At 44.3% G+C, this 21,316-nt stretch carries 20 protein-coding genes; 10 read left to right on the top strand and 10 right to left on the bottom strand.

Annotation, left to right across the window (positions count from 1 at the left end; translation table 11 throughout):
• The first annotated feature begins 247 nt into the window (after positions 1-247).
• Together V512_RS10330 and V512_RS10325 are read left to right on the top strand one after the other, a co-directional pair.
• A complete protein-coding gene (locus V512_RS10330) occupies positions 248-640 on the top strand; it encodes a hypothetical protein (RefSeq protein ID WP_099830388.1) in 393 nt (130 codons plus the stop codon).
• 39 nt (positions 641-679) lie between these two features.
• Positions 680-1,924 carry a hypothetical protein gene (locus V512_RS10325; RefSeq protein ID WP_099830387.1) on the top strand — a complete coding sequence of 415 codons (1,245 nt, stop codon included), beginning with the start codon at positions 680-682 and terminating at the stop codon, positions 1,922-1,924.
• Between the two features lie 114 nt (positions 1,925-2,038).
• Here the strand turns inward: V512_RS10325 and V512_RS10320 are convergent, their stop codons facing one another.
• The gene (locus V512_RS10320; protein WP_099830386.1) at positions 2,039-3,127 is read right to left on the bottom strand and encodes a serine hydrolase domain-containing protein; all 1,089 of its coding nucleotides are present in this window, start codon (positions 3,125-3,127) and stop codon (positions 2,039-2,041) included.
• A gap of 480 nt (positions 3,128-3,607) precedes the next feature.
• On the opposite strand from V512_RS10320, the gene V512_RS10315 reads away from it, so the two are divergent.
• From V512_RS10315 to V512_RS10295, 5 genes are read left to right on the top strand one after another with little or no spacing between them, the layout of a single operon-like run.
• Positions 3,608-5,077 (top strand): ABC transporter substrate-binding protein, encoded by a 1,470-nt coding sequence (locus tag V512_RS10315; RefSeq protein ID WP_099830385.1) that lies wholly within the window; start codon positions 3,608-3,610, stop codon positions 5,075-5,077.
• 15 nt (positions 5,078-5,092) lie between these two features.
• Positions 5,093-6,037 carry an ABC transporter permease gene (locus tag V512_RS10310; protein ID WP_099830384.1) on the top strand — a complete coding sequence of 315 codons (945 nt, stop codon included), beginning with the start codon at positions 5,093-5,095 and terminating at the stop codon, positions 6,035-6,037.
• 7 nt (positions 6,038-6,044) lie between these two features.
• On the top strand, positions 6,045-6,851 hold the full coding sequence (locus tag V512_RS10305) for an ABC transporter permease (protein WP_099830383.1): 807 nt from the start codon (positions 6,045-6,047) through the stop codon (positions 6,849-6,851).
• Between the two features lie 10 nt (positions 6,852-6,861).
• A complete protein-coding gene (locus tag V512_RS10300) occupies positions 6,862-7,839 on the top strand; it encodes an ABC transporter ATP-binding protein (protein ID WP_099830382.1) in 978 nt (325 codons plus the stop codon).
• Complete coding sequence (locus V512_RS10295; RefSeq protein WP_099830381.1) at positions 7,839-8,798, top strand: ABC transporter ATP-binding protein; 960 nt, start codon at positions 7,839-7,841, stop codon at positions 8,796-8,798. Before V512_RS10300 ends, V512_RS10295 begins: the two co-directional genes overlap by 1 nt.
• 76 nt (positions 8,799-8,874) lie before the next feature.
• Here the strand turns inward: V512_RS10295 and V512_RS10290 are convergent, their stop codons facing one another.
• The 9 genes from V512_RS10290 to V512_RS10250 all read right to left on the bottom strand — a co-directional run bounded on the left by V512_RS10290 (position 8,875) and on the right by V512_RS10250 (position 19,218).
• Positions 8,875-10,062 (bottom strand): MFS transporter, encoded by a 1,188-nt coding sequence (locus V512_RS10290; protein WP_099830380.1) that lies wholly within the window; start codon positions 10,060-10,062, stop codon positions 8,875-8,877.
• A gap of 304 nt (positions 10,063-10,366) precedes the next feature.
• The gene (locus tag V512_RS10285; RefSeq protein ID WP_243392381.1) at positions 10,367-12,094 is read right to left on the bottom strand and encodes an ATP-binding cassette domain-containing protein; all 1,728 of its coding nucleotides are present in this window, start codon (positions 12,092-12,094) and stop codon (positions 10,367-10,369) included.
• Positions 12,095-12,369: 275 nt separating this feature from the next.
• Positions 12,370-12,771, bottom strand: a complete 402-nt coding sequence (locus tag V512_RS10280) for an ATP-binding protein (RefSeq protein ID WP_099830378.1) — start codon at positions 12,769-12,771, stop codon at positions 12,370-12,372.
• 3 nt (positions 12,772-12,774) lie between these two features.
• Entirely contained in the window at positions 12,775-13,119 is a 345-nt protein-coding gene (locus V512_RS10275; protein ID WP_099830377.1) for an STAS domain-containing protein, read from the bottom strand.
• Positions 13,120-13,170: 51 nt separating this feature from the next.
• Positions 13,171-14,289, bottom strand: a complete 1,119-nt coding sequence (locus V512_RS10270; protein WP_099830376.1) for a fused response regulator/phosphatase — start codon at positions 14,287-14,289, stop codon at positions 13,171-13,173.
• A gap of 10 nt (positions 14,290-14,299) precedes the next feature.
• Positions 14,300-17,311 carry an FtsX-like permease family protein gene (locus tag V512_RS10265; protein WP_099830375.1) on the bottom strand — a complete coding sequence of 1,004 codons (3,012 nt, stop codon included), beginning with the start codon at positions 17,309-17,311 and terminating at the stop codon, positions 14,300-14,302.
• Positions 17,305-18,012 carry an ABC transporter ATP-binding protein gene (locus V512_RS10260; RefSeq protein ID WP_099830374.1) on the bottom strand — a complete coding sequence of 236 codons (708 nt, stop codon included), beginning with the start codon at positions 18,010-18,012 and terminating at the stop codon, positions 17,305-17,307. Before V512_RS10260 ends, V512_RS10265 begins: the two co-directional genes overlap by 7 nt.
• Before the next feature lie 34 nt (positions 18,013-18,046).
• Complete coding sequence (locus V512_RS10255) at positions 18,047-18,598, bottom strand: hypothetical protein (RefSeq protein WP_099830373.1); 552 nt, start codon at positions 18,596-18,598, stop codon at positions 18,047-18,049.
• Positions 18,598-19,218, bottom strand: coding sequence for a PRC-barrel domain-containing protein (locus tag V512_RS10250; RefSeq protein WP_099830372.1), 621 nt, complete (start codon positions 19,216-19,218; stop codon positions 18,598-18,600). Before V512_RS10250 ends, V512_RS10255 begins: the two co-directional genes overlap by 1 nt.
• Positions 19,219-19,435: 217 nt before the next feature.
• Here V512_RS10250 and V512_RS10245 point away from each other — a divergent pair, with 217 nt between their 5' ends.
• From V512_RS10245 to V512_RS14655, 3 genes are all read left to right on the top strand, one after another.
• Complete coding sequence (locus tag V512_RS10245; protein WP_243392380.1) at positions 19,436-19,978, top strand: chromate transporter; 543 nt, start codon at positions 19,436-19,438, stop codon at positions 19,976-19,978.
• Positions 19,975-20,508: a chromate transporter gene (locus V512_RS10240; protein ID WP_099830371.1), complete on the top strand. Its 534-nt coding sequence runs from the start codon at positions 19,975-19,977 to the stop codon at positions 20,506-20,508. The genes V512_RS10245 and V512_RS10240 overlap by 4 nt, the downstream gene beginning before the upstream one ends.
• A 572-nt stretch (positions 20,509-21,080) precedes the next feature.
• The gene (locus V512_RS14655) at positions 21,081-21,227 is read left to right on the top strand and encodes a hypothetical protein (RefSeq protein WP_165775390.1); all 147 of its coding nucleotides are present in this window, start codon (positions 21,081-21,083) and stop codon (positions 21,225-21,227) included.
• Positions 21,228-21,316 lie beyond the last annotated feature (89 nt).

The raw sequence follows: 21,316 nt of genomic DNA, 5'->3' as shown, positions 1-21,316 counted from the left end.
ATCAATGGCTGGCGCTATACAGAACTCCGCACAAAAATAACTCAGCCGATAAACTCTTTCCGACCGTCTCAAGCGAAAAGTTCGGTTTCCTGATCGCCTTTACCGCCTGGCTAGCAATGTTTTTCCAATATCATGAAATATGTGTATAAAAACTATTTATTGCCTTTGGTTTACCATATGGTGTTCTGGTAAACTATGGTGCACATGCTCATGCGGCCCATCCAATTCAATCATTGGAGGTGGTATTATGAGGCGTACGGTAATTCTACTTCTGCTCTGTTTTCTTCTCTCAGTCTCTTTCGCAAACGATCAGGTTAAAGAAATGGAGACGCGCGTCGAACTTCCGGGTTGTTATATCATCAGATGCTACGGAAGCTGTTTCCGGGGCGATCAGGGATACGACTGCGTGCTAACTGGCAGAGCGGCGAACTTCGATGGCAACGGAAATCCACTGGCCGTAATATTACATCTCTATCTAGATTGTTACGTCGTTTTTTTCCTCGTTCAGTCCTGCAGTTTCAGCGGTGATTTTTCCGGCATCGGAGAGGTTGAAGGTTCGGTCGGTTGTTTCATAAACACCGGGCCTTATGAAGGCTCTTGTTTCACTTATGAGTCATCATGTGCCTGTTCGGACTCATAAAGTTTATCCGAAATGTCACAGATAACTGGAGGTGATTTTATGAAAAGAACAATGCTTGTTCTAATCCTTTCCCTGTGTTTCGTCACGACCTTTGCCGCCGGCCTTACAGGCTACTTGACTAAACAGATTCCATGGATGGCCGGAAACGAAATGACGCTCGTCCCGCTCAGCGAATCAAAACCTGACACTCTGGAAACTCCATCTATAGAAGGGTTGAAGTACGGCCTTCTCGAGCTCGGCGCCAAGCCGATAGTATTCGCGCTAATACCCGGAGAGATCCCCCTCCTGTGGATCGACGCGGACAACAACGGCAATGTGCTTGACGACCCAACGATCGCACCGGACTTCAAGGAGTCCCACCAAGACACAACGACCTACGAGTGGATTACCAGAGTCAAAGTCTTTTACGAACTCGATGGTTATTGGGAATCAAGATCTGTCAAACTGTTAGCCAGAAAGACGGGGTTGACTGGCGAGCTGGAGATCCGATATTGTTTGTACGAGCACATGGAGGGGTTAGTCTGGGGCGAAGACGGCCCGAGAAAGATCAAACTCTTCACGCAAGACCCCAAAGGTTTTTACTCTACCGACCAGGTTTACTTCGGAGTCGATACGGACGGCGACGGCGAAATAGCTCTAATCCATGACTCATATGAAATTTTCCTGCATAAGGAAGTCTTCTCTTTGAACGGCAGGGCATACAGACTCGGCGAGGTTTCCGAAGACGGGAAAAAGGTTTCCTTTGAGGAGACTAAGGAGACTCCGACGGAGAAACCGAAATTTCTCAAGGGACAACCTCTTCCAATTCCCGGAGTTCTCCAGACGGATCCAAGTGTTAATGCGGCCTTTTTTGAGGGGTCCCCCAGCCTGATCGTTCTCAGCAAAGTCTCGCCTGCGACAGTCGTCGAACCCGTATACACCGATTGCGACTGCAGTTCTCTGAGCGCTTTCGAAAGGTATAGATTGGACGGAATCATCGATCTCGCCCGGAGGTACACAGATCTGAAGGTTCTATGGATACTCACAGGAAAGGAGCAAGCTGAGCCGGAAGCGGCGCTGTTAGAAAATATCTATTTGAGAGACGAAAGAAGCTTGGCCGATTTCTACGGCTTCCCAGGCGAGGAGAGGGTTTTCATCGTCGATTCGAAGGGCGTTATCGTTGAACTGGACAGTTACTGGGTCGACGAGACCAGCCTCGACACTGATCGGCCGCAGAACGGAAAGTTGATGCTCAATTACTCCGACATAAAAAAGACTGTAGAAGCTCTGTACAAAACCAATTGAAGATCAGACCATTGGCAAATTGCACTTTCGGCAAAACGGAGAACCGCTCTTCAAATGAATGAGAGCGGTTCTCTTGATTTCACCTTCCGGCACAAGAACGTTCAACCCGTCGAGTCAATCCGTTCCCATACCGTTCACTATCACTGCTTTCGCCAGTTCGTGCGAGAGCGCGGTGAAATCCCTTCCCTCGATGTTGCTCAGCACCACCACAAAGATGTCGTCGTCGACATACCGATTTATTCTAGTCGAGGTACCCTTCGTGTCCCCGTCGTGATAAACGACCCTTCTGTACTCGCCATCTATAAGCTCGTTACCGATAAAGACTCCATAGCCTGCCTCGAAGAGTTCATTCGTTGGACTCTCCATTAGTCTTAAGGAGCTTTCTGAAAGCACTTCTCCGGAGGAAAGCGCTCTGTCCCACAGATACAGATCATACACAGTGGAGTATAACCCCCCCGCTCCACCGGGAAGCCTTCTATCGACCCAATCAGCAGGTCTTACGCTAGAGAGATCTATAACATAGGAATCACAGTAGTAAGGAAGACCCCATCCGCTATCGTATTCATTGTAATCGTAACCGGTATTATTCATTCCCAGTGGTTCGAAGAAGTTCGTTCTCAGATAATCATCATAGCGCTTCCCGCTTGCCCTTTCTATGATGACGCTGAGAAGAAAATACGCGCTGTTGCTGTAGAGAAAGCTGCTTCCAGGTTCAAATCTCAGAGGCAGAGAGGAGATGTAAGCGATTTCGGCTTCTTGAAGAGTTCTATCCTCCTCAAATTTCTTGACTTCTCCAAGAAGTTCTAACGTGTTAATCATTGTTGGAATTCCAGAAGAATGATTAAGCATCTGATGAATAAGGATTCTCTCTCCGTTAGGGAATTCGGGAATGAATTTTGCAACAGAATCTGAAAGAGATATTGTCCCCTCTTCCAGTAGCCTAAGAACTGCAGCTGCGGTAAACTGCTTGGTAATCGATGCAATTCTGAACTTCTTTTCAGGAGTGTTGGGGATATTCCTTTCAATGTCTGCCATTCCGTATCCTGCTGCGTGCAAGATCGCATCTCCTCTTGAGACAAGAACGGTTCCCCAAAAGCCTTCAAACGCAATACTCTTATTCATAACTTCATCTATGGGATTGGCAAATAGAAGAAAAGAAAGAGACGTGACAGATAACACTACAGTAGCCAGTCTTCTGAACAAAAGGCACCTCCAGTTGAGAGAGTTTGTGGAGCCCATAATCAATGATAACTCACTTCTGCAATACTGAGATGGATTCTGGATTAACCAATCGAATTGCTCGTCGTTCTGAGTTCACCTGCCGGAATTGATATCCACAGTATTCCTACCGAACCATCTGTCGCTTTCACCGGCTTTGAATTAAGTCTATTGAATCTCCAAGAGGCTCTTATTTTAACTGGTGGCTCAAAGAGAGAGTCTTTCTGCACAGTCATGAGCCAAATCGATCATCGCTTCGATGAGCAGAATGAAATCATCTGCGTTAGACTATAGTTGAAATACAACGGTTGGCAAATCTATTTCATATGTCTCACTTTGAAAGCAGCATTAGGTCTCTGCAGCCATAAAGATTAAAATAACAAATGTTGAGGACGCAATGATCGAAGCATATCCGACGGCTGCACCAGAGAGGTTACTGAAAAGATTTGTTTAGGGAGGAATGAAATGAGAAAGATTCTCTTGATAATAATGCTTTCTATTATTTCTTTGACCAGTTTGCTGTCTCAAAAAATCGTGGTCGCAGTGATGCAGGATCCCGATTTTCTTGATCCACATAGAGCGGCTGCTTCGGGCACTTACGAAATGATGTTCAACGTATTTGAGGGTCTCCTCAAACCCGACTCGAATGGAAGTGTTGTTCCGGCTGTGGCCGAGAGTTACCATATATCGGAGGACGGCCTGACCTATACTTTTACGTTAAGAAGCGGTGTGAAGTTCCATAACGGATTTGAGGTCACAGTTGACGATGTTCTGTACTCTCTCAACAGGCTGAAAGGAAACAATCAGGAAAGGGGCCTTTCATCAGACTTCGAAAAATTCGTCTCAAAGATCGAAGCGGTAGATGAAGAGACAATAAAGGTGGAACTCAGTACCTTGAACACCGACTTTCTCGAGAAGTTCATCATCGCGATAATTCCCGCAAATAACGACAACCATGAAGTCAACCCGATAGGAACTGGACCGTTCAAATTCGTCAAGTATCAGCCGGGTCAGAGGCTTGTAATAGAGAAATTCGACGAATACTGGAATCCCGAGCTGCCTATAGTGGACGAAGTCGAATTCAGAATAATTCCCGACAACCAGGCTGCTATCATGAGTTTCATGGCCGGGGACGTTCAGATACTTCCAAGACTCGATGCAATTCAGGCAATGGTTCTGGGTAATCGATTCAACTTAATTACTGCAGAGCAAAACATGGTCCAGTTGATGGCAATGAACCATGCGGTCAGCCCCTTCGACGACATTAGAGTCAGGAGGGCGATTAACCATGCAGTGGACAAGGACGAGATTATAGAAATCGTGGCTGGCGGTTACGGGACGAAGCTCGGTTCAAACATGTCGCCGATAATGAGCATGTATCATCAGGAGGGTCTCGAGGATTACTATGAAACCAGTTTGGTAAGGTCAAGACAGCTTCTTTCTGAGGCAGGGTATCCCGACGGTTTCAGCACAAAGATCACAGTACCTTCGAACTATCAGTTTCACATAGATACAGCCCAGATAATTGTCGAACAGCTTAAGAGAGTTGGCATAGAAGCCGAAATAGAGCTGGTAGAATGGAGCGTATGGCTGGACAAGGTCTATACGTCAAGAGAGTACGAAATGACAATAATTGGTCTCACTGGGAAACTAAGCGCATACGATATTTTGAGGCGATACGTTTCCGATTATCCGAGAAACTTTTACAACTACTTCAACATCGAATACGATCGAGTGGTCAAAATGGCCATTGAAAAAACGGACATTGAAGAGAAGGCCTCTCTATTTAAGCAGGCACAGATAATCCTCACAGAAGACGCTGCGGCAGTTTACATAATGGATCCCAACTTCTTTGTGGCACTTGCTCCTAATCTATTTGGGTACAAGGTCTATCCACTGTACGTACAGGATATGTCAACTCTTTATTACCGTTAGGGAGGAGCGTCATCTGTGTATGTATATCTGAAGAAACTCTTTGCAATGATTCTGACAGTGCTTCTGGTTTCGCTCATAGCTTTTGTGGCTTTCGAGGTGATCCCCGGGAATCCTGCACTGTCGAGACTCGGCGTAGACGCTGAAGAATCGCAATTCGAAGCTCTTTCAGCCGAATTGGGACTAAACGATCCTCTCGGCGAGAGACTTTCGAGGTGGTTTAAGGGTCTTTTGACGGGAGACCTCGGCACTTCTATGAGATACTCAGTCCCAGTGTCTGATCTGATTCTAGACAGGATACCGGTAACTCTTTCGCTGGCGCTTATGGCCATGATGTTCATTACTCTAGTGGGAATTCCTCTTGGAATAGTCAGTGCAAAATATGGTCACAGACTTCCCGACATTTTGATTTCTATGATCTCACAAATTGGAATGGCCATTCCTTCTTTCTGGAGCGGGATAATCTTGATGTACATATTTGGAATCGTTCTCCGTTGGGTTTCGCCTGGAGGATACGTCCCGTGGAGCGAGGATGCCGTAGGAGCTTTCAAGTCTTTACTGCTCCCCGCCATCGCAATAGCCCTTCCGTCAATTGCCTCGATTATCAGGTATACGAGAAATTCCGTAATGGATCAGATGAAGAGCGACTATGTGCAGCTGGCCCTGTCAAAGGGTTTGAACATAAACTCAGTGTTGTACAAGCATGTGCTGAAGAACTCTCTAATTCCGATCGTTACAGTCCTCGGTATGATAGCGGCAAACATTCTTGGAGGCTCGATAGTGATCGAACAGGTTTTCACGCTCCCAGGTCTTGGAAGACTGTTGATCAATGCGATCTCAACCCGTGACCTACCTCTCGTCCAGGGGATGGTACTGTACATTGCGTTTATAATTGTGATTATCAACTTCCTGATCGACATTGTCTATACCGTAATCGACCCTCGAATCAGATTGGGCGCATGAGGATAGTATGGACAAGAGAAGCATAAATCTCAGAATTGGAATTGTATTGATATCTCTTTTGTTCTCAATGATGATTGTGAGTTTGTTTTACACTCCGTTTTCAGTAACGGAAATCAACAGGGAAGAGCGTTTTTCACCTCCGTCAGTCCGCCATCTTCTGGGTACAGACAATTTCGGAAGAGATGTGCTTAGCAGGATCATGAAAGCTTCTCAAACTGCCTTTTTTGTAGGATTGGTTGCCGTTTCTATCGGAACTCTCTTTGGAGTAACGATCGGTGCCGTGTCTGGTTACTTCGGAGGAATTGTCGATGAGATAATTATGAGATTCATCGATGCAATGATGGCCTTCCCCAGCATTCTCCTTGCATTGATGTTTGTTTCAGTCTTTGGGGTAGGTTTGAGAAACACGATCGTCGCAATAGGTATCATGTCGATTCCTTCGTTTGCCAGGATCACAAGGAGTGGCTTCGTTCAGTATAAAGAGCTGGATTACGTAAGAAGTGCAAAGGTAAGAGGAGTTTCAAACCTCCGTATTATGTTAAGACACATTTTGCCTAATGTACTTTCCCCAATTGTTGTGGCAGCATCTATGGGTTTTTCAAATGCAGTTCTGGCCGAAGCGGCGCTCAGTTATCTTGGACTTGGAATCCAGCCACCCAATCCCAGCTGGGGAAGAATGCTGAGTGAGTCTCAGGTCTTCATAACCGTCAGCCCCTGGTACGCGATAGCACCCGGAATCTTTATTACCCTACTTGTGCTGGGCTTCAATTTTCTCGGAGATGGGATTCGGGACATGAGAGAGAAGAGAAAATAGGTGAGAACATATGCGAACTGAAATAGAGCCTCTGTTAGATATCAAAGATCTCAAAATCGCCTTCGATTCTACAGAAGGGATGCTCTACGCAGTGAAGGGCATATCTCTGGAGGTGCTGGAGAAGGAGATAATCGGGATCGTTGGAGAATCTGGATGCGGAAAGACAGTGACAGCTCTTTCGATAATGAGGTTGCTTCCAGGCAATTCGCACGTGACAGGAAGTCTCTTCTTCTCAGGAACCGATCTGCTCTCTCTAAATGAGGAGAAAATCAGGCGAATACGTGGCAAAGATATCTCGATGATCTTTCAGGAGACACTTTCATCGCTCAATCCTCTACTGAAGGTCGGGTGGCAAATTGAGGAGAACCTTAAGATGCACACTTCTCTTGACAAGGAAGAGCGATTCTCAAGGGTTCTTGAGATCATCAAAGGTGTCGGTCTTCCTGATCCAGAAAGGACATATGGCAAGTACCCTCACGAACTGTCGGGCGGTATGAGGCAGAGAATAGCTATAGCCATAGCCATAGTCTGCAATCCAAAACTGATAATCGCAGATGAGCCGACTACTTCTTTGGACGTAACAATACAGGCACAGATACTGGAGCTGTTAAGAGAGATAAATCGTGAGAGAAACTCCTCAATGATTTTTATTTCGCATAATCTAGGAGTAGTTCGGGAGATCTGCTCGATGGTTTACGTTATGTATGCCGGGCACATCGTTGAGAAAGCACCTGTCGATAAGCTCTTCACAGATCCGGCCCACCCCTACACAATGGGCCTCATAAAAGCCATGCCTAAGAGAGACTCAAAAGGCAAAGAGCTCTTCGACATTCGAGGCCGGGTGCCGTCAATAGCAGACATGATTTACGGTTGCCCATTTGAGCCAAGATGTGACTACGCTGTCGAAAAATGTAAGAAAGAGTTCCCCGGCTTCAAAAAGATGGACAATGATCACGAAGCGAGATGCTTCCTTGCTGGAGAGATTTGATGAAGAGAGGTATTCTGGAGATTCATAACCTTAAAAAACATTACATACTGAGAAGAACCCGATTGCTGAAGAAGCCGGGGATGATCAAGGCACTGAACGGAGTTTCCTTAAGTATTTCTGAAGGAGAATCTTTCGGACTTGTAGGTGAGTCCGGCTGTGGAAAATCAACAGCCGCCTATACAATCGTGGGGCTTCTAAAACCGACGGAGGGGAGGATCCTCTTCAAAGGCGACGACGTTACTTCGCTGAAGAGAGATCAAAAACGTGAATTCAGAAAGAAGGTTCAGCTAATCTTTCAAGACACTTCAGGATCCTTGAATCCAAAAGGAACAGTCGAGTGGATACTGAGAGAACCTTTGAGAGCGATGGGAATGCAAAAGAGAGAGATCAAAGAGCTGATTTTGGAGAGCATGAACCTTGTGGGACTTGACAAGGATCTGTTGGGAAGATTCCCTCACGAGCTTTCTGGAGGTCAAAAGCAGCGCGTAGGAATCATGAATGCGTTAATTCTTAATCCAGAAGTCGTAATAGCCGATGAGCCGGTTTCTTCGCTCGATGTCTCTATCCAGGCACAGATGCTTAACCTTATGAACGATCTTCAGGAGAGGCTTTCTCTGACCTATCTCTTCATTTCCCATGATTTAAACGTTGTTCATTACTTCTGCGACAGAATAGCCGTCATGTATCTTGGCGAAATCGTTGAGCTCTCCGAATCTGAAGAACTCTACAGATCACCGCTTCACCCATATACTCAGTCCCTCCTTTCGGCGATTCCCGGTGAAACCGATCATAAGCTCGAAAGAATAATACTTGAAGGTGATGCTCCCAGTCCCTTGAACCCACCAACTGGATGCTTCTTTCACCCCAGATGTTTCAGGAGAATGGCGATTTGTTCGAGTGTGAAGCCGCAAATGACCGAGGTAACGAAAGATCATTTTGTAAGCTGTCACCTTTACTGAGCGTTCCACTCTCCTAATACTGTAACCCGAGGCGGTTTTTGACCGACATTGCCTTAAGGAGCGCGAATCAATTCTTTCATCCGATCTTCTTGAGTAAATACATACTGAACACATAAAGACAGCTTGCCATCACAGCCAGTGAGACAAAAGCAACTCCAAACGAGATTGTGTCAGCGATTCTTCCGAAAATTGGGAAGAAAATTATCATTACTAAGCTATACATCATACTTGCAAAGGATATTATCGTTGCCCTGCTCCTGGATGGAATCAGCTTATTTATGTAGTCGTTACCTGCTACGAACAGCATGGCTTCAATCATAGTTACAACCATGAAGAAAGGTAACTTGTTCGAGCAAAGAGCCACACCCCACATGGATGCGACAGAAACAAGAGGCAGTATGATCAGGACTTTCTTCTCCTTCAGCAGATGAGATAACCTCTGAACCTTCATGGCCACTAAACCGGCAAGAAACGACCCGGCTGCGAGGTATATGCCAATCTGAAACTCCGTGCGGCCAAGTCCTTTCCAGTAGTTTTGAATGTAAAAGAATATGCAGGCGCTGAATGCCAATATAGTCTGAACAAAAAAGATAAGAAATGCAACCTTTTTATCTCTAGCGATTATTGAGAAGCTATCAACAATCTGCTTCAAGAAGCCCCGGAAGGTCTTTGAGTTACGGCTCACCGATTCGAGGATTGGTGGTTCTGTAAACGAAAGAGAATAGACCGCCGAAAATGTGATGATCCCAGCGGAAACCCAAAATGCATAGTGATAGTTGTACGTTCCCAGGAACCCGCCGATTAGAAGCGCCGTAACTGAAGACACTTGAAATATAGCCTCCTGCCTCCCAAGAACCGATATGAAATTGTCTTCTTTTTTCAGATATTTGAGAGAGTCATAAACAAGAGCCTCTCCAGAACCAGATTCCAGGTTATACGAAAGTGCAGCGAGTACCATGAATAGTGCGAAATGAAGGAAGTTCCTAGAGCCGATCAATACTAGAATGCTTACAAGAGATAGACACCTCCCCATGGTTCTGCTGAGCTTTCTTCCGAACAAGTCTGCTACAGACCCTGTAGGGACCTCCATCGTCAAAGAGGTCACGTGGAATATTCCTTCAAGGAAACCGATCTGCGTCAAGCTCATTCCCTTGGAGGCCATGTAGATCATCCAGAGACCGCTAGACAGTCTCATGTTCATAAGAAAAGAGAATAGGTAATTCTTCTTTATGTTGCTTTTCATGCGCTCAACCATATTATTCATAACGATTTCTCCCAAAAGAAAGAGGCCGTGACACCCGTCACGGCCTCTTGATTTACAGTAAAAATTCAGAGCAATCCAGGCTCGACGAGATAGCATTCACCCACGGAATCCAAAAATCCGCCCAAAATAGCTCTTCTGTAAGCCTGAATAACTTCTAGCATGTGGGTTCGCTCCTTCTCCTGGATTGAGTTAGGAATATTATATATCAAATAGGCTCATAAAAAAGTTTCCAATGCGGATGAGGCATTTCTCGTTATTCTCTGGGTTCTCCAGCTGCTAGAATATCCCCATCGGTGCCGAGCTCTCAATCTTCCTCCTCAGAATTATGAAGGAAGGTTTTTGTGCTTCTCCTGAAGTTCGACTCATCGTAGGAGTCCGCAAGAATCTCTTTTGTACAATCAAAGGAGTCGATATCAATCTCCTCTGAATACTCGAAGCTTTTAAGCATACCTTCTTCAATGGTGAGAATCTTTTCCCCGTGTTCTGCAATGAACTGCCTGTCGTGACTAATGAAGAAAAACCCTCCTGCGAAGTCGTTGAGAAGTCTGTCAAGTACTTCTAGAGATTCAATATCCAAATGATTGGTTGGCTCGTCCATAAAGATGAACTCAACCTTTGAAAGAAGAGATTTCAGTAAGGCAAGCCTCATCAACTCTCCGTAGCTCATCTTTTTAATCTCCGAGAAGGCCTTCTCTCCCTTGAGACCGATATTGGCCAGGTGACTTCTGACGGCGGTCACTTCCAGTCCAAGGTCGGCGATTTCTTCATAGGGAGTTCCTCTTTCGAAGAGTTCTGCGACATTCTGTGGAATGTACATCCAGTTTACACTCTCGTTTCTGTACATTCTGCCACTCGATGGTTCCAGAATCCCTACCAGGCATTTCATCAGAGTTGTTTTCCCCGAACCATTCGGCCCTATGAGACCAACTCTATCGGAAGTATCCATGTTAACAGAGGCCTCCCTTATGACTTCATTTTCTTCGTAAGAGAACGAGAGGCCCTCCACCATGACCATTTTTCTGTTCGGAACTCCATATTTAGGAATCCTGACAGTAACAGGCTTCTCAACAAACGGTTTTTCGCACTCCAGTTCACCGATCAGTCTTTCGGTCCTTTTCTGTACAGCTAGCGCACGTCTGGCTAGTTTGGCCGCCATATGTCCTTCATGGCCTTTATCGCTTGCGAATCTCTTTGAAGCCTCTCTTGAATCTGACCAGCTCTTCCTCCTGGTCGCATCGAGTTCCAGTTGACGTATCTTCTTACTTATCTCTTCACTTTTCTTCTTCCTTGATAGGAAATCACTTTTCAGATGCGCCAGCATCTCAGAATAGCCACCTCGAACTCCTATTGCCTCTCCTCTTTTCAGATAGATCGTCTTGTGAGCGACTCTGTCGATGAATCTCCTGTCATGACTTACAACAATAACTCCAACACCCCTCTCGCTTAGTGAGGTTATGATCTCTTCAAGTCTTAAGGTCATTTCTATGTCGAGATGGTTTGTCGGCTCGTCCAGCAAGAAAAGATTCGAACCGGAGAGAACTCCCCTGACAAGGGAGAGAATTCTCTTCTGCCCATGGGAGAAATTCATGTACGGGAAATCCAGATTGTCAACATTGATGCCAAACTCATTTAGAGATGAAGAAATCTTTGCTTCGAACTCGAATCCCCCAACATTATGAAATTCATTTATGAGTTCCGCATAGGTCATAGGATCATTTACAGAGCTGCCCAATTTCTCGTAGATGTCGAAGAGCTCTTTTTTCGCCCCCAGTAGATACTCCTTCACTGTCCCATAAAAGTCTGCAATCTCCTGGTTAACAAGAAGCGGGTCGATACCTTGCTCAATAGTTATTTTTCCTTCCGAGGGAGTGATTTCACCTTTGATGGATTTCAGGAGAGTCGACTTGCCGGCACCGTTTGCCCCGGTGACAGCCAAAATCTCTCCTGCAGCAAGATCGAGACTGACTTTCTTAAGAACGTCTACGCTTCCAAAGGAAACTGAAAGATTGTGTATTTGAAGCAAATTGATCACCTCCAGTAAGGCTAGAAGCTCAAAGTTATTTGAATTGAACGGCTAAATAGGATTGAAGTCTTTCGATGTTTTTTGAGGAAGTATTCAGTTTTGTAGATTAAAGAAGTCTATTCTTCATTTCAGCACCTACTGGTTTGCGATCAGTAATTTATAACACATAGATCAAGGCCAAGTCAAACTCATTATCGAGTTGAGCATGATGCACTACCAACAAGTACTACGGTTTAGTTTGATTGTGAACCTGCACAGCGATGGAAAGCAAAAGCAAGTTCTAGTTAGATTATGATCTTCAGAATGTTTCTGCCGTCAACATAGGAGTATTCAGCTTTCTTGGAAAACCTCTTTATTAAGTAGATACCCATTCCACCTTGCTGCAGAAGCTCGATGTTCTCAAGATTTGGATCATCCACCTCAAGTGGATTGAACTCTCTTGAAGTGTCTTCGATTGTAATTACTACTTCATTTTCCCCGATAGCGAGACTGACTGATATGAGATCTTCTTCAGTAAGCTGGCCGTGCTTAACGATATTAGAGCAAGCCTCAATTACTATCAAGCCAGCTCTGAAACCGGTTTCATTGTCCATGCACCTTCTTACTATCTCCGAGACTTTAGCCGAGAAAGCATCGATTTTGCCCATTTCGGGTCTAACCTTGAAATTGTACTTCTTCTCACCCATCTCTCAACACGAATTCTTGATGACTTCTTCAAGGCTACAATCCTTTACAACAAAGAGCCTATCGAGCCTCAGAGTATTAAGCAGCTTCTTTATCTCATCAGACAAATTTATCAAGACGAGATCACTATCTTCAGCAGCAACTGTCTTGTAGATGCTTATCAAAGCGGCAATGCCCATAGAGTCAATGAATTCGATGTTGGTCCCATCGACGATCACTGACGAACAGCTTTTGAGATCGACTGTCTCTTGCCATTTTCTGAACCTCGCCGATGTCTCTCCTGTGATTCTCGCTCTTTCCAAGAGGGAAATTACTCCGATCTTATTCTCCATCATCTTCAATTCAAACATCTTACTCTCGCTCCTAGTTTTCATAGATTTCCGGACCATATGACGTTCTTACTAGAACTCTATGAGCAGCGCCGTAATATCATCTTCAGCCAACACACTTCCTTTGAAGCTATCAAATGAGGTCTTAAGACGCTCAGACGTTTCCTCAATGTCTATATTCGCACAACTCTCAAAGAGATCTCTTAGTCTGCTCTCACCATACATCTCACCTTTTTCGTTCAGCAACTCAATCAATCCGTCTGTATACAACAGAAGACGATCTCCCTTTAATAACGGCACTCTCGACACTTCTCCGCGAACCATGTTCATACCAATCAGGCTTTCTCTCCTATCATCAAGCAGTTCAACAGAGCCCTTTCTAAGAATCATCGGCGAGGGGTGCCCCGCATTTGCCAGAAGAGCAAAGCCTTCTAGATCAACAACTACGGCGATAATAGTAAAGAATAGATTGAACCTCTCAAACACGAAGTTCTTGTCGAGCTCTTTCATGAAGCTGCTCAGGTCGAAATCTATGTCGTTAATACCGGATCTGAAATCTTCAATGAACCGGTGCACCATAACCGATAGCATTGCAGCATTTACTCCATGTCCGGACATATCCGCCAAATAAACGAAGAAACGGTTTTCGTTCAACCTAAACACATCGAATATATCCCCGCCAACTCTGTAGGAAGGTTCGTAGATCCATCTGACAGCAAGTCCTTGTGGATCGCTTTTCGGTACAAGCGCGTTTTGTATCTTTCCCGCCGCAAGAACATCACTCTCAAGATTGTCTACAGCTATTCTCAGAGACTTTATCAACTCGTGTAACTTCAACTGAGTATTCACTCTAAGTAAAACCTCTTCGGGAAGAAAGGGTTTTGAGATGAAATCAACGGCCCCCGAACTGAGAGCAGTAAGTTTGCTCTGCCTGTCTGAAGAACCGGTAAGTACGATTACTGGAATAGACCGCAGCTCTTCACTAGACTTGAGCTCAGTCAGAATATCCAGTCCATTGTAGTCGGGCAGCATAAGATCCAGCAAAATCATATCAGGCTTGTCTCTTGACAGTGAAGACAACGCAGACTCACCATCGGGGCTTTCGATCACATCGTGTCTATCCCTGACAAGTATTGATTTTAGAAGCACTCTAACCGAACTGTCGTCATCCACCACCAATATCCTGCTCACCTCACCACTCCTATTCAAAATACCGCAGAGCTTCAGCAGGTTCTATTCTTGAGGCCGAATAACTGGGAATAATCGTAGACACAAGTGAAGCAAAATAGAATATCAGGGTCATGGCAGCAAGCTGATCCCACGGAATATACAGTTTCATGCCTTCCATCAATGGAGAAGCGTAGATCTCTATACTTGTAAGAGTGCCGGTTACAATTCCGAGAACAATACCAACAATCGCGATAAATGAACTTTCCAAGAGAAAGGAGGAGAACACCATCTTCTTCGTAAATCCAATTGCCTTAAGCATTCCGATTATTCGCTTTCTTTCGTGAAGAGCCTTGAACATAATGATCGCGATTCCTACGATCCCGACTAGCATCCCGAAGTAAAGGAAAGATCTGAGAATGTTGACTGTTCCTTGCAGCATAGAGGATGTTAAATTGATTATGTCGTCAACATAAAGGAGGAAGAGGCTCCTAGATTCGATCTTACTCTGCAGGATGTCAAAGTTCTCTTTCTTCTGATCCGGAGAAGTGCCTGCAAGGTTGAAAAGTAAGTATCTCTCTGCAGCACTTCCTGCTAACTCGCTAGGAACATTTCCTGCATAGATTAGGAGTCCATTGAGGAAGGAGATAGTATTTTCCGGAATTGTAGCGATTACTTCCAAATAAACAGGACTGGTGTCAATCGACTCTGACGAAACCCCTCTTCTCAACAACCCGCCAATACCTTGACCGGAATCTCCCTGATCGACTATCCCTCTGAGTTCCAGAGTATCTCCAGGAGCAACATCCGGCAAAACGCTATTAGACACTATTACAGTACCGGGATTACTACGCAAGTAATCCCAAAGCTCTTCACCGCTTGATATGTCTAGGTGCTCATCATAAAGAATATCGGTCAATCTGCTATTGTCTATGAAAAGGTCGTCAACTAGATATATCTGTTCAAGTCCAAAGCTATCCTCTTCTCTCACAGCTACGTTCAAACTCGCTACGGTCGAGATCTCTCTCACTTCAGGCTGTGACTGAAGTTCAGTGAAGGAGATGGTTCTCTCTCCTGTAAGCGAGAAGGCGCCAGCATCAAAACCAGTGAAAACCGCGTCCCTGCTTCTTATAAGCATTTGCTCCATCGAGTAAGGTATTACAGAGATAAGCGTAATCACGAAAATCACAACCGCAAACATGGCAATGGTAAGACCTGTCCTCATGCGATTCCTGGAAGAAAAGGCTATCGAAATCTTGAATACTGGTGCGGCAGCTCTCGCCTTTTGGAACAACTTATTAAGGAGAAACTCGAAAGTCTTTAGATTATAGACAATCAGGAAAAGACCGGCGAAAAGAATCGCAGCCCCTTTTGCAACCGTTAGATAGATGGAAGAACCGCTGGAAGCTATTAATGAAAAAGAGTTACTGACCATTGTAAACGCTATGACCGCAATGGAGAAGAGCGACTCGATTAACCTCTTGTTTCTCGCTGGAATAGCAATCGGTATTAGCAGACCTGTCAATACGACACCCGTAAAAAAGCCGTTTGCATTACCTATAGAGTAGGCGCTATATGCAACTACTATTGACAAGAGAACTCCAACTGAAGCTATGATATTCAATAAGAGTCTTTTGCGCTCGTCCAGTTCTTCGGGAATATTCCTTACGGCGGTAACTATATTTGTTCGTGAAATTTTCCTTCCCGTATATAGAATTATTACCAATGGAATGATCAATCCAAGGAGAAACCCATAAGCAATCGAATCGGTACGCACAAAAAAGGCAAACGAGCTCTGCATGGAATCAAATGCGATGTTCGCTCCTTCAATGGGAATAAGCGTTACGATATCTTCGGAAAGACTCACAAAACTTCCCAGAGTCAACCTTGCGATAGCCAAACCAGCGAGCACACCAATTGCTGAAGATATTATCGAGTAGAAGAATCCTTCATAGAAAATGGTTCTTGAGACCCTTTTTCTCGAATAGCCTATCGCTCTGAGAGTTCCAAGCTCGGTTCTTCTCTCTTGTGCTAGCATCAAATATATATTTGTCAGAAGAAGCGCTCCTGCGAATATTGCGAAAACGCTTAACATAAGGAATAGAAGACCGATATTGCCTTGATCAACCATCCTGATAGAATCCCTCTTTACCTCTCTAACAGCAAACTCTTCGCCGGCCACCTCTCTTATCGCTACCAAAACATCATCAGTAAGCCTCTCCCCCTTTAAGAAATCACCGCGATTGGATACAAGCAAAGCGTTGAAATAATCATCCACACCGATTTTCAAAACCTCTCTCGCAACTTCAACATCCATAAGCATAGTGAATGCGTTTGGCCGTTGATTCTCTATCTGATAATTAAAAACACCGTTACCTTCAACAATGTCAATAATTTTCACTTGTGGAAGAGGAATCCAGAAGAGCAACCTCTGTCCAGGATCCGCAAGGATTTCGATCTCGTCTCCAACCGACACGCTTAATGAATCAGCGAGCTCTCGGTTTATTATGACGCCGGGTACACCATCCGTTGGGGGAGGAATGGCTAGATCGATACCGGAAGCGTCGGGCCACTTTGACAAATGATCGAACAAGACTCCTATGATGGTGACCTGCATACTCTGACCGGTTTGACTTCTTGCGTTACCCGGGAGACCCACTGAAACAGTCCTGCTGAGAATGGGAAGAACACCGTCAACCTGTTCATTTCTGGACAGTGAATCGACAAGAGCTTCTATCTTGAAGTTTGGGATGAACTCTTTTGCGACGTTCTGATTATCTGAAGGAATGTAGACCAATTCATCTATCTCACCATGAGTTCTCTCAATCTGACTAAACAAAAACTTCTGAAAGGAATCGTTCATGGCCATGGAGCCCATTATCAGTGCCGTTCCTATCAATGATCCCATTATTACGAGGAAAGTATCGGACTTTCTTCTGTAGACGTTCCTGTAACCTATTTTGAAGATTATTGGATTCATTATCATGGAGACAATGGTTGCAATTACAGCAATCCCCGTAAAAAGACTCACTATCTGTATTAGCACTCTTCCACCTTCAATTCTCTATTCTCTTCAATCTTCAGAATGTGACCGCTGTCCATATGGAGAATCCTGTTGGAATAATCGGAGACTCTTTCATCGTGGGTTACAATAACGAAAGTCTGATTAAGAGTTTGGTTCAGCTCAGTTATAAGATTCATAAGGTCGCCGCTGGTTTTCGTGTCGAGGGCTCCGGTGGGTTCGTCGGCCCACACGATTGCAGGTTTATGAACAAGTGCTCTTGCAATGGAAACTCTCTGTCGCTCACCACCGCTTAGTCGAGAAGGCAGATAATACTCTCGCTCCTTGAGATTCACTTTTGCGAGAATCTCCATAGCGGCTTCTCGAGCCTTTTTTTGGTTGCTTCCCATTGTAAGCATGGCAAGCTCAACGTTCTCGACCGCATTCAGTACTGGTATAAGATTGTAGAACTGAAAAACAAATCCCATATTCATTGCCCTGAATCGAGTCTTTTCGTCGTCCTTCAAAGAATGAAGATCCACACCTCTAATCATGACTTTCCCTTCAGTCGGGGTATCAATTCCTGAAAGGCAGTTCAGAAGCGTACTCTTTCCACAACCAGATGGTCCGAGAATCGACAGTATCTCCCCCTCGTAGATATCGAAGGATACACCCTTCAAAGCCTCAACCGAAATCTCACCTGACCTATAAGTTTTACTAACGTTTCTAACTTCAACAAACGCCATTTCGAACCTCCTTTCAGTAAGCGAAAGATAGTTTCTACAAAGTAATATCGTCCACAGCTTTCCTTATCTCATTATTGAGCTTCTGTATTGTCTTCTCAAGACTTGAAAAGGCCTTTCTAGATAAAGCAACAATTATCCCTGAAGCACAGTAGGAGAATATACCGGCCGCAACTTCTGTCCTCCTCTGAACCAGTACCGATGAAAGCATTACTGCAAGAGGAAAAAGCGGTGCGGCATAGGCAGAGAATATGTACAGCTTTCTCTGTAGCTCTGATGGTTTTCTTAGCTTCTCTTCGAGAGAAAGCACAACTTCTTTAAGCTTCTTCAGATTCTCGGAATCGATTATCTTGCCTTTCGTACTTTCGTTAAAGGTATCGGTAAGAGTTAGTACACTGTGAACATCTTCTAGAAAGGCAGAGATCTTCTTGGAGCGACCACCCCCCGGTACTCCCATTATAATCAAGTAGTCGAAAACGATTACTAGCGGAAGAAAGAAAAAAATGGGCTGCGTATAAGTGCCCTCGGCGAAATTGAGTATAAAAAGAATTGCAGTAGCTACCAAATAGTAAACCGTCAACTTTTTCATCAATCCATTTCCGGCAGTTTCTCCACCATCACTGAGGACGCGGAGACCCTTACTTTACATTCGTCAATCTCCTCAACCCAGTCTATCGGTATGAGCTTTTTCGACTTGGAGCCAAAACTACCATATTCGCAAACTAAATGAGTTATCTTCCCTTCGTCATTCAGAACGAAGCTTCTTAACCTTCCAATCATCTTTTCCTCAGCACTAACTATATCACAACCTGGTTCGAGTGACTTAGTATCTTTGGGAACGTTTATCGAAGTATTGAGAGGCGGAAGAGGATAAAGCTCTGCATAATCACCTACCGGTCTGAGCCAGTATACCGGAGTAACCCCGCTTTCCAAGTTATCAATCTCCTCTCCGGTCACAAAGAATGTCTCCTCGTAATCCTGCAGAGTTTCAACATCCTTCGATTCAATTTTCAACCTAACCTCATCGGGAGCCGCAAAAAAGACAGTCGTTATCGGCACGAGCTTTGCCACTCTGTTGAAGATACCTTTCTCTATTACGACATGAGTGACTTCATTGTTCTTGGGATGAATAACAACCCGGATGACTTTTCCGAGATCTTTTCCATCGGAAGAAATGGCTTTTGCACCCCATCTAATTCTGTTTTCCATAGGTTCACCCCCTTAAAACAAGTTTATCACGTAGGGTATGCTCTACCACAAAGACAATTGGTTATATGACTGCAGAAAACTGGAACGAGTTGTAAAATATAGGAGCTGAATGGTCAAGGATAGAGAGAAATACTGATACTGGTCAAAGCACTTCGCTGAAGGAATAATCAAAACCGAGAGGAGGAAGTTCGTCTCTCCGATTTGGATATGATGGACAATGCGCTATATGAGCCCACTTAGGCTTTTCTGGATATTCGTCAAAGTTAGCACGTTCACCATAGGTGGTGGATACGCGATGATCCCCGTCATCAAAGAATTCATTGTTGATAAGTACAAGATTATGCAAAACGATGAATTTCTTGATGTTATTGTTACTGCCCAGACAGTACCCGGTGTAATTGCAATCAACACCGCGATGATACTGGGGAGCAGACTGTCCGGATTCTGGGGTGCATTTTTCGCGGTTCTTGGAGCTTCGTTAACTCCATTCATAATAATACTGGTTATCGCAAGCTTCTTCACTGATTTCGTTGATCTACCTGTTTTCAAGGGCTTCTTTGCAGGAGCAAGGGTCGGAGTTACCGTCATATTGGCCAATCTTTCTTTCCAGTTGCTGAGGAGAAGTCTCAAGAGATATATGATACTGGCGGTTATTACCGCGGGGACAATTGCAATTGTCCTTCTCAATTTATCTTCGATCTGGGTCCTGCTAGTCTGCTCTATGCTGATCTACTTCATAGACAAGCGGAGGACGCAATGATCCTAATAAACCTGTTCTGGGCCTTCTTCAAAATCGGTCTTCTTGCCTTCGGGGGTGGTTACGGTGCTCTCAGCCTCATTCAGGATCAAATAGTTAACATAAACAAATGGATTGAACTTGATGAATTTCTCACTCTTATTTCTATCTCTCAGATGACCCCGGGGCCGATAGCAATCAATTCTGCTACCTTCATTGGATATCAAATTGCCGGAATACCAGGATCGATATTCTCTACAGTTGGAGTAGTTCTTCCAAGTGTGTTCTGGATCTTCTTGATATTGAAAATCCTGAAATTTGTGTCTAAGTGGATCGATACAGTCGAAGTATTCAATGCACTACGTTTGGGCATAATCGCGCTGATTCTTTCGGCGACTTTCAGAATTGGGATTGAATCTATCAATAGTATTTTTGCACTCATTCTTGGCATTGCTGCTTTTTACATCCTCTATAAGTTTAAACCTTCAGTTATCTGGATTGTTCTCGGAACGGGTTTGATGGGAGTAATCATGAGCTTGTTCCTTCCCCTATAAACCTTATATTATTTGGCTTCTGAGCCACACATGTGCAATAGAGTCAAGAAAAACTTCATTCTTTTGATTGCAAACATCGAATTTTTCATTCGCATGAGTAATTTGATCAATTTCTTCCTGATCTAGCGACGACTCCACTTGAATAATTAAGAAGATTAAAATGAATATATTGATTAAAACTATATAATACTTCAGGCGTATGATTACACGATTAGATCTTGAGAATCTGCAATTATAACCATTTACAGACCGTCAATATCGATTATCATCTCTATGCTTTCTCTTGATAAGTTTTAGAAATCAGCTGAACGTGATCTACAATAGACTTGTAATCTTAAGTTGATGGAAAGTTTCTAGATCCATGGATCATCGAGTGACTTATTCTTTTCAACTGATTCTTGACGATGTGAGAACTAAGTATCTGAGAATTAAAGCAGTTAATGTACGCATTATTGCTCAAACACTTGACCGAGGGGGTGCATTGTATGTGGAAGATACCTGAAGAAGACGAGCATTAGCAACGGTGAATCGAGAAGGTAAAAAGGAAGTTGACTGATTTGGAGGTGTACTGGATGAAGAAGATTGTTGCGATCATTCTATTGGGTTTAGTTGCTTTTGGAAGTATGGCTTTTGCAGGACCTGGACTCTGGAAGATCCCCGAGGACGAGATAACCGTTGATGGTGGACCGGGTCTGTGGAAGATTCCTGAAGGTCATTGATTTATCTACACTTAGCCTGTTGGGATTAAGGGAGGTTGTTTTAATGAAGAAGATTTTTGCAGTTTTGCTTATAGGACTTGTTGCTTTTG

The organism is Mesotoga sp. Brook.08.105.5.1, assembly GCF_002752635.1.
Lineage (GTDB): Bacteria > Thermotogota > Thermotogae > Petrotogales > Kosmotogaceae > Mesotoga.
This window is presented reverse-complemented; position numbering and strand designations above follow the sequence as displayed.

Bases quoted from the DNA above. Each gene is read 5' to 3' on its own strand.
- V512_RS10240 (WP_099830371.1), top strand. From the start codon at position 19,975: ATGATCCTAATAAACCTGTTCTGGGCCTTCTTCAAAATCGGTCTTCTT.
- V512_RS10295 (WP_099830381.1), top strand. From the start codon at position 7,839: ATGAAGAGAGGTATTCTGGAGATTCATAACCTTAAAAAACATTACATA.
- V512_RS10255 (WP_099830373.1), bottom strand. From the start codon at position 18,598: ATGAAAAAGTTGACGGTTTACTATTTGGTAGCTACTGCAATTCTTTTT.
- V512_RS10330 (WP_099830388.1), top strand. From the start codon at position 248: ATGAGGCGTACGGTAATTCTACTTCTGCTCTGTTTTCTTCTCTCAGTC.
- V512_RS10290 (WP_099830380.1), bottom strand. From the start codon at position 10,062: ATGAATAATATGGTTGAGCGCATGAAAAGCAACATAAAGAAGAATTAC.
- V512_RS10250 (WP_099830372.1), bottom strand. From the start codon at position 19,218: ATGGAAAACAGAATTAGATGGGGTGCAAAAGCCATTTCTTCCGATGGA.
- V512_RS10245 (WP_243392380.1), top strand. From the start codon at position 19,436: ATGCGCTATATGAGCCCACTTAGGCTTTTCTGGATATTCGTCAAAGTT.
- V512_RS10300 (WP_099830382.1), top strand. From the start codon at position 6,862: ATGCGAACTGAAATAGAGCCTCTGTTAGATATCAAAGATCTCAAAATC.
- V512_RS10325 (WP_099830387.1), top strand. From the start codon at position 680: ATGAAAAGAACAATGCTTGTTCTAATCCTTTCCCTGTGTTTCGTCACG.
- V512_RS10305 (WP_099830383.1), top strand. From the start codon at position 6,045: ATGGACAAGAGAAGCATAAATCTCAGAATTGGAATTGTATTGATATCT.
- V512_RS10260 (WP_099830374.1), bottom strand. From the start codon at position 18,012: ATGGCGTTTGTTGAAGTTAGAAACGTTAGTAAAACTTATAGGTCAGGT.
- V512_RS10280 (WP_099830378.1), bottom strand. From the start codon at position 12,771: ATGGGTGAGAAGAAGTACAATTTCAAGGTTAGACCCGAAATGGGCAAA.
- V512_RS14655 (WP_165775390.1), top strand. From the start codon at position 21,081: ATGAAGAAGATTGTTGCGATCATTCTATTGGGTTTAGTTGCTTTTGGA.
- V512_RS10315 (WP_099830385.1), top strand. From the start codon at position 3,608: ATGAGAAAGATTCTCTTGATAATAATGCTTTCTATTATTTCTTTGACC.
- V512_RS10275 (WP_099830377.1), bottom strand. From the start codon at position 13,119: ATGTTTGAATTGAAGATGATGGAGAATAAGATCGGAGTAATTTCCCTC.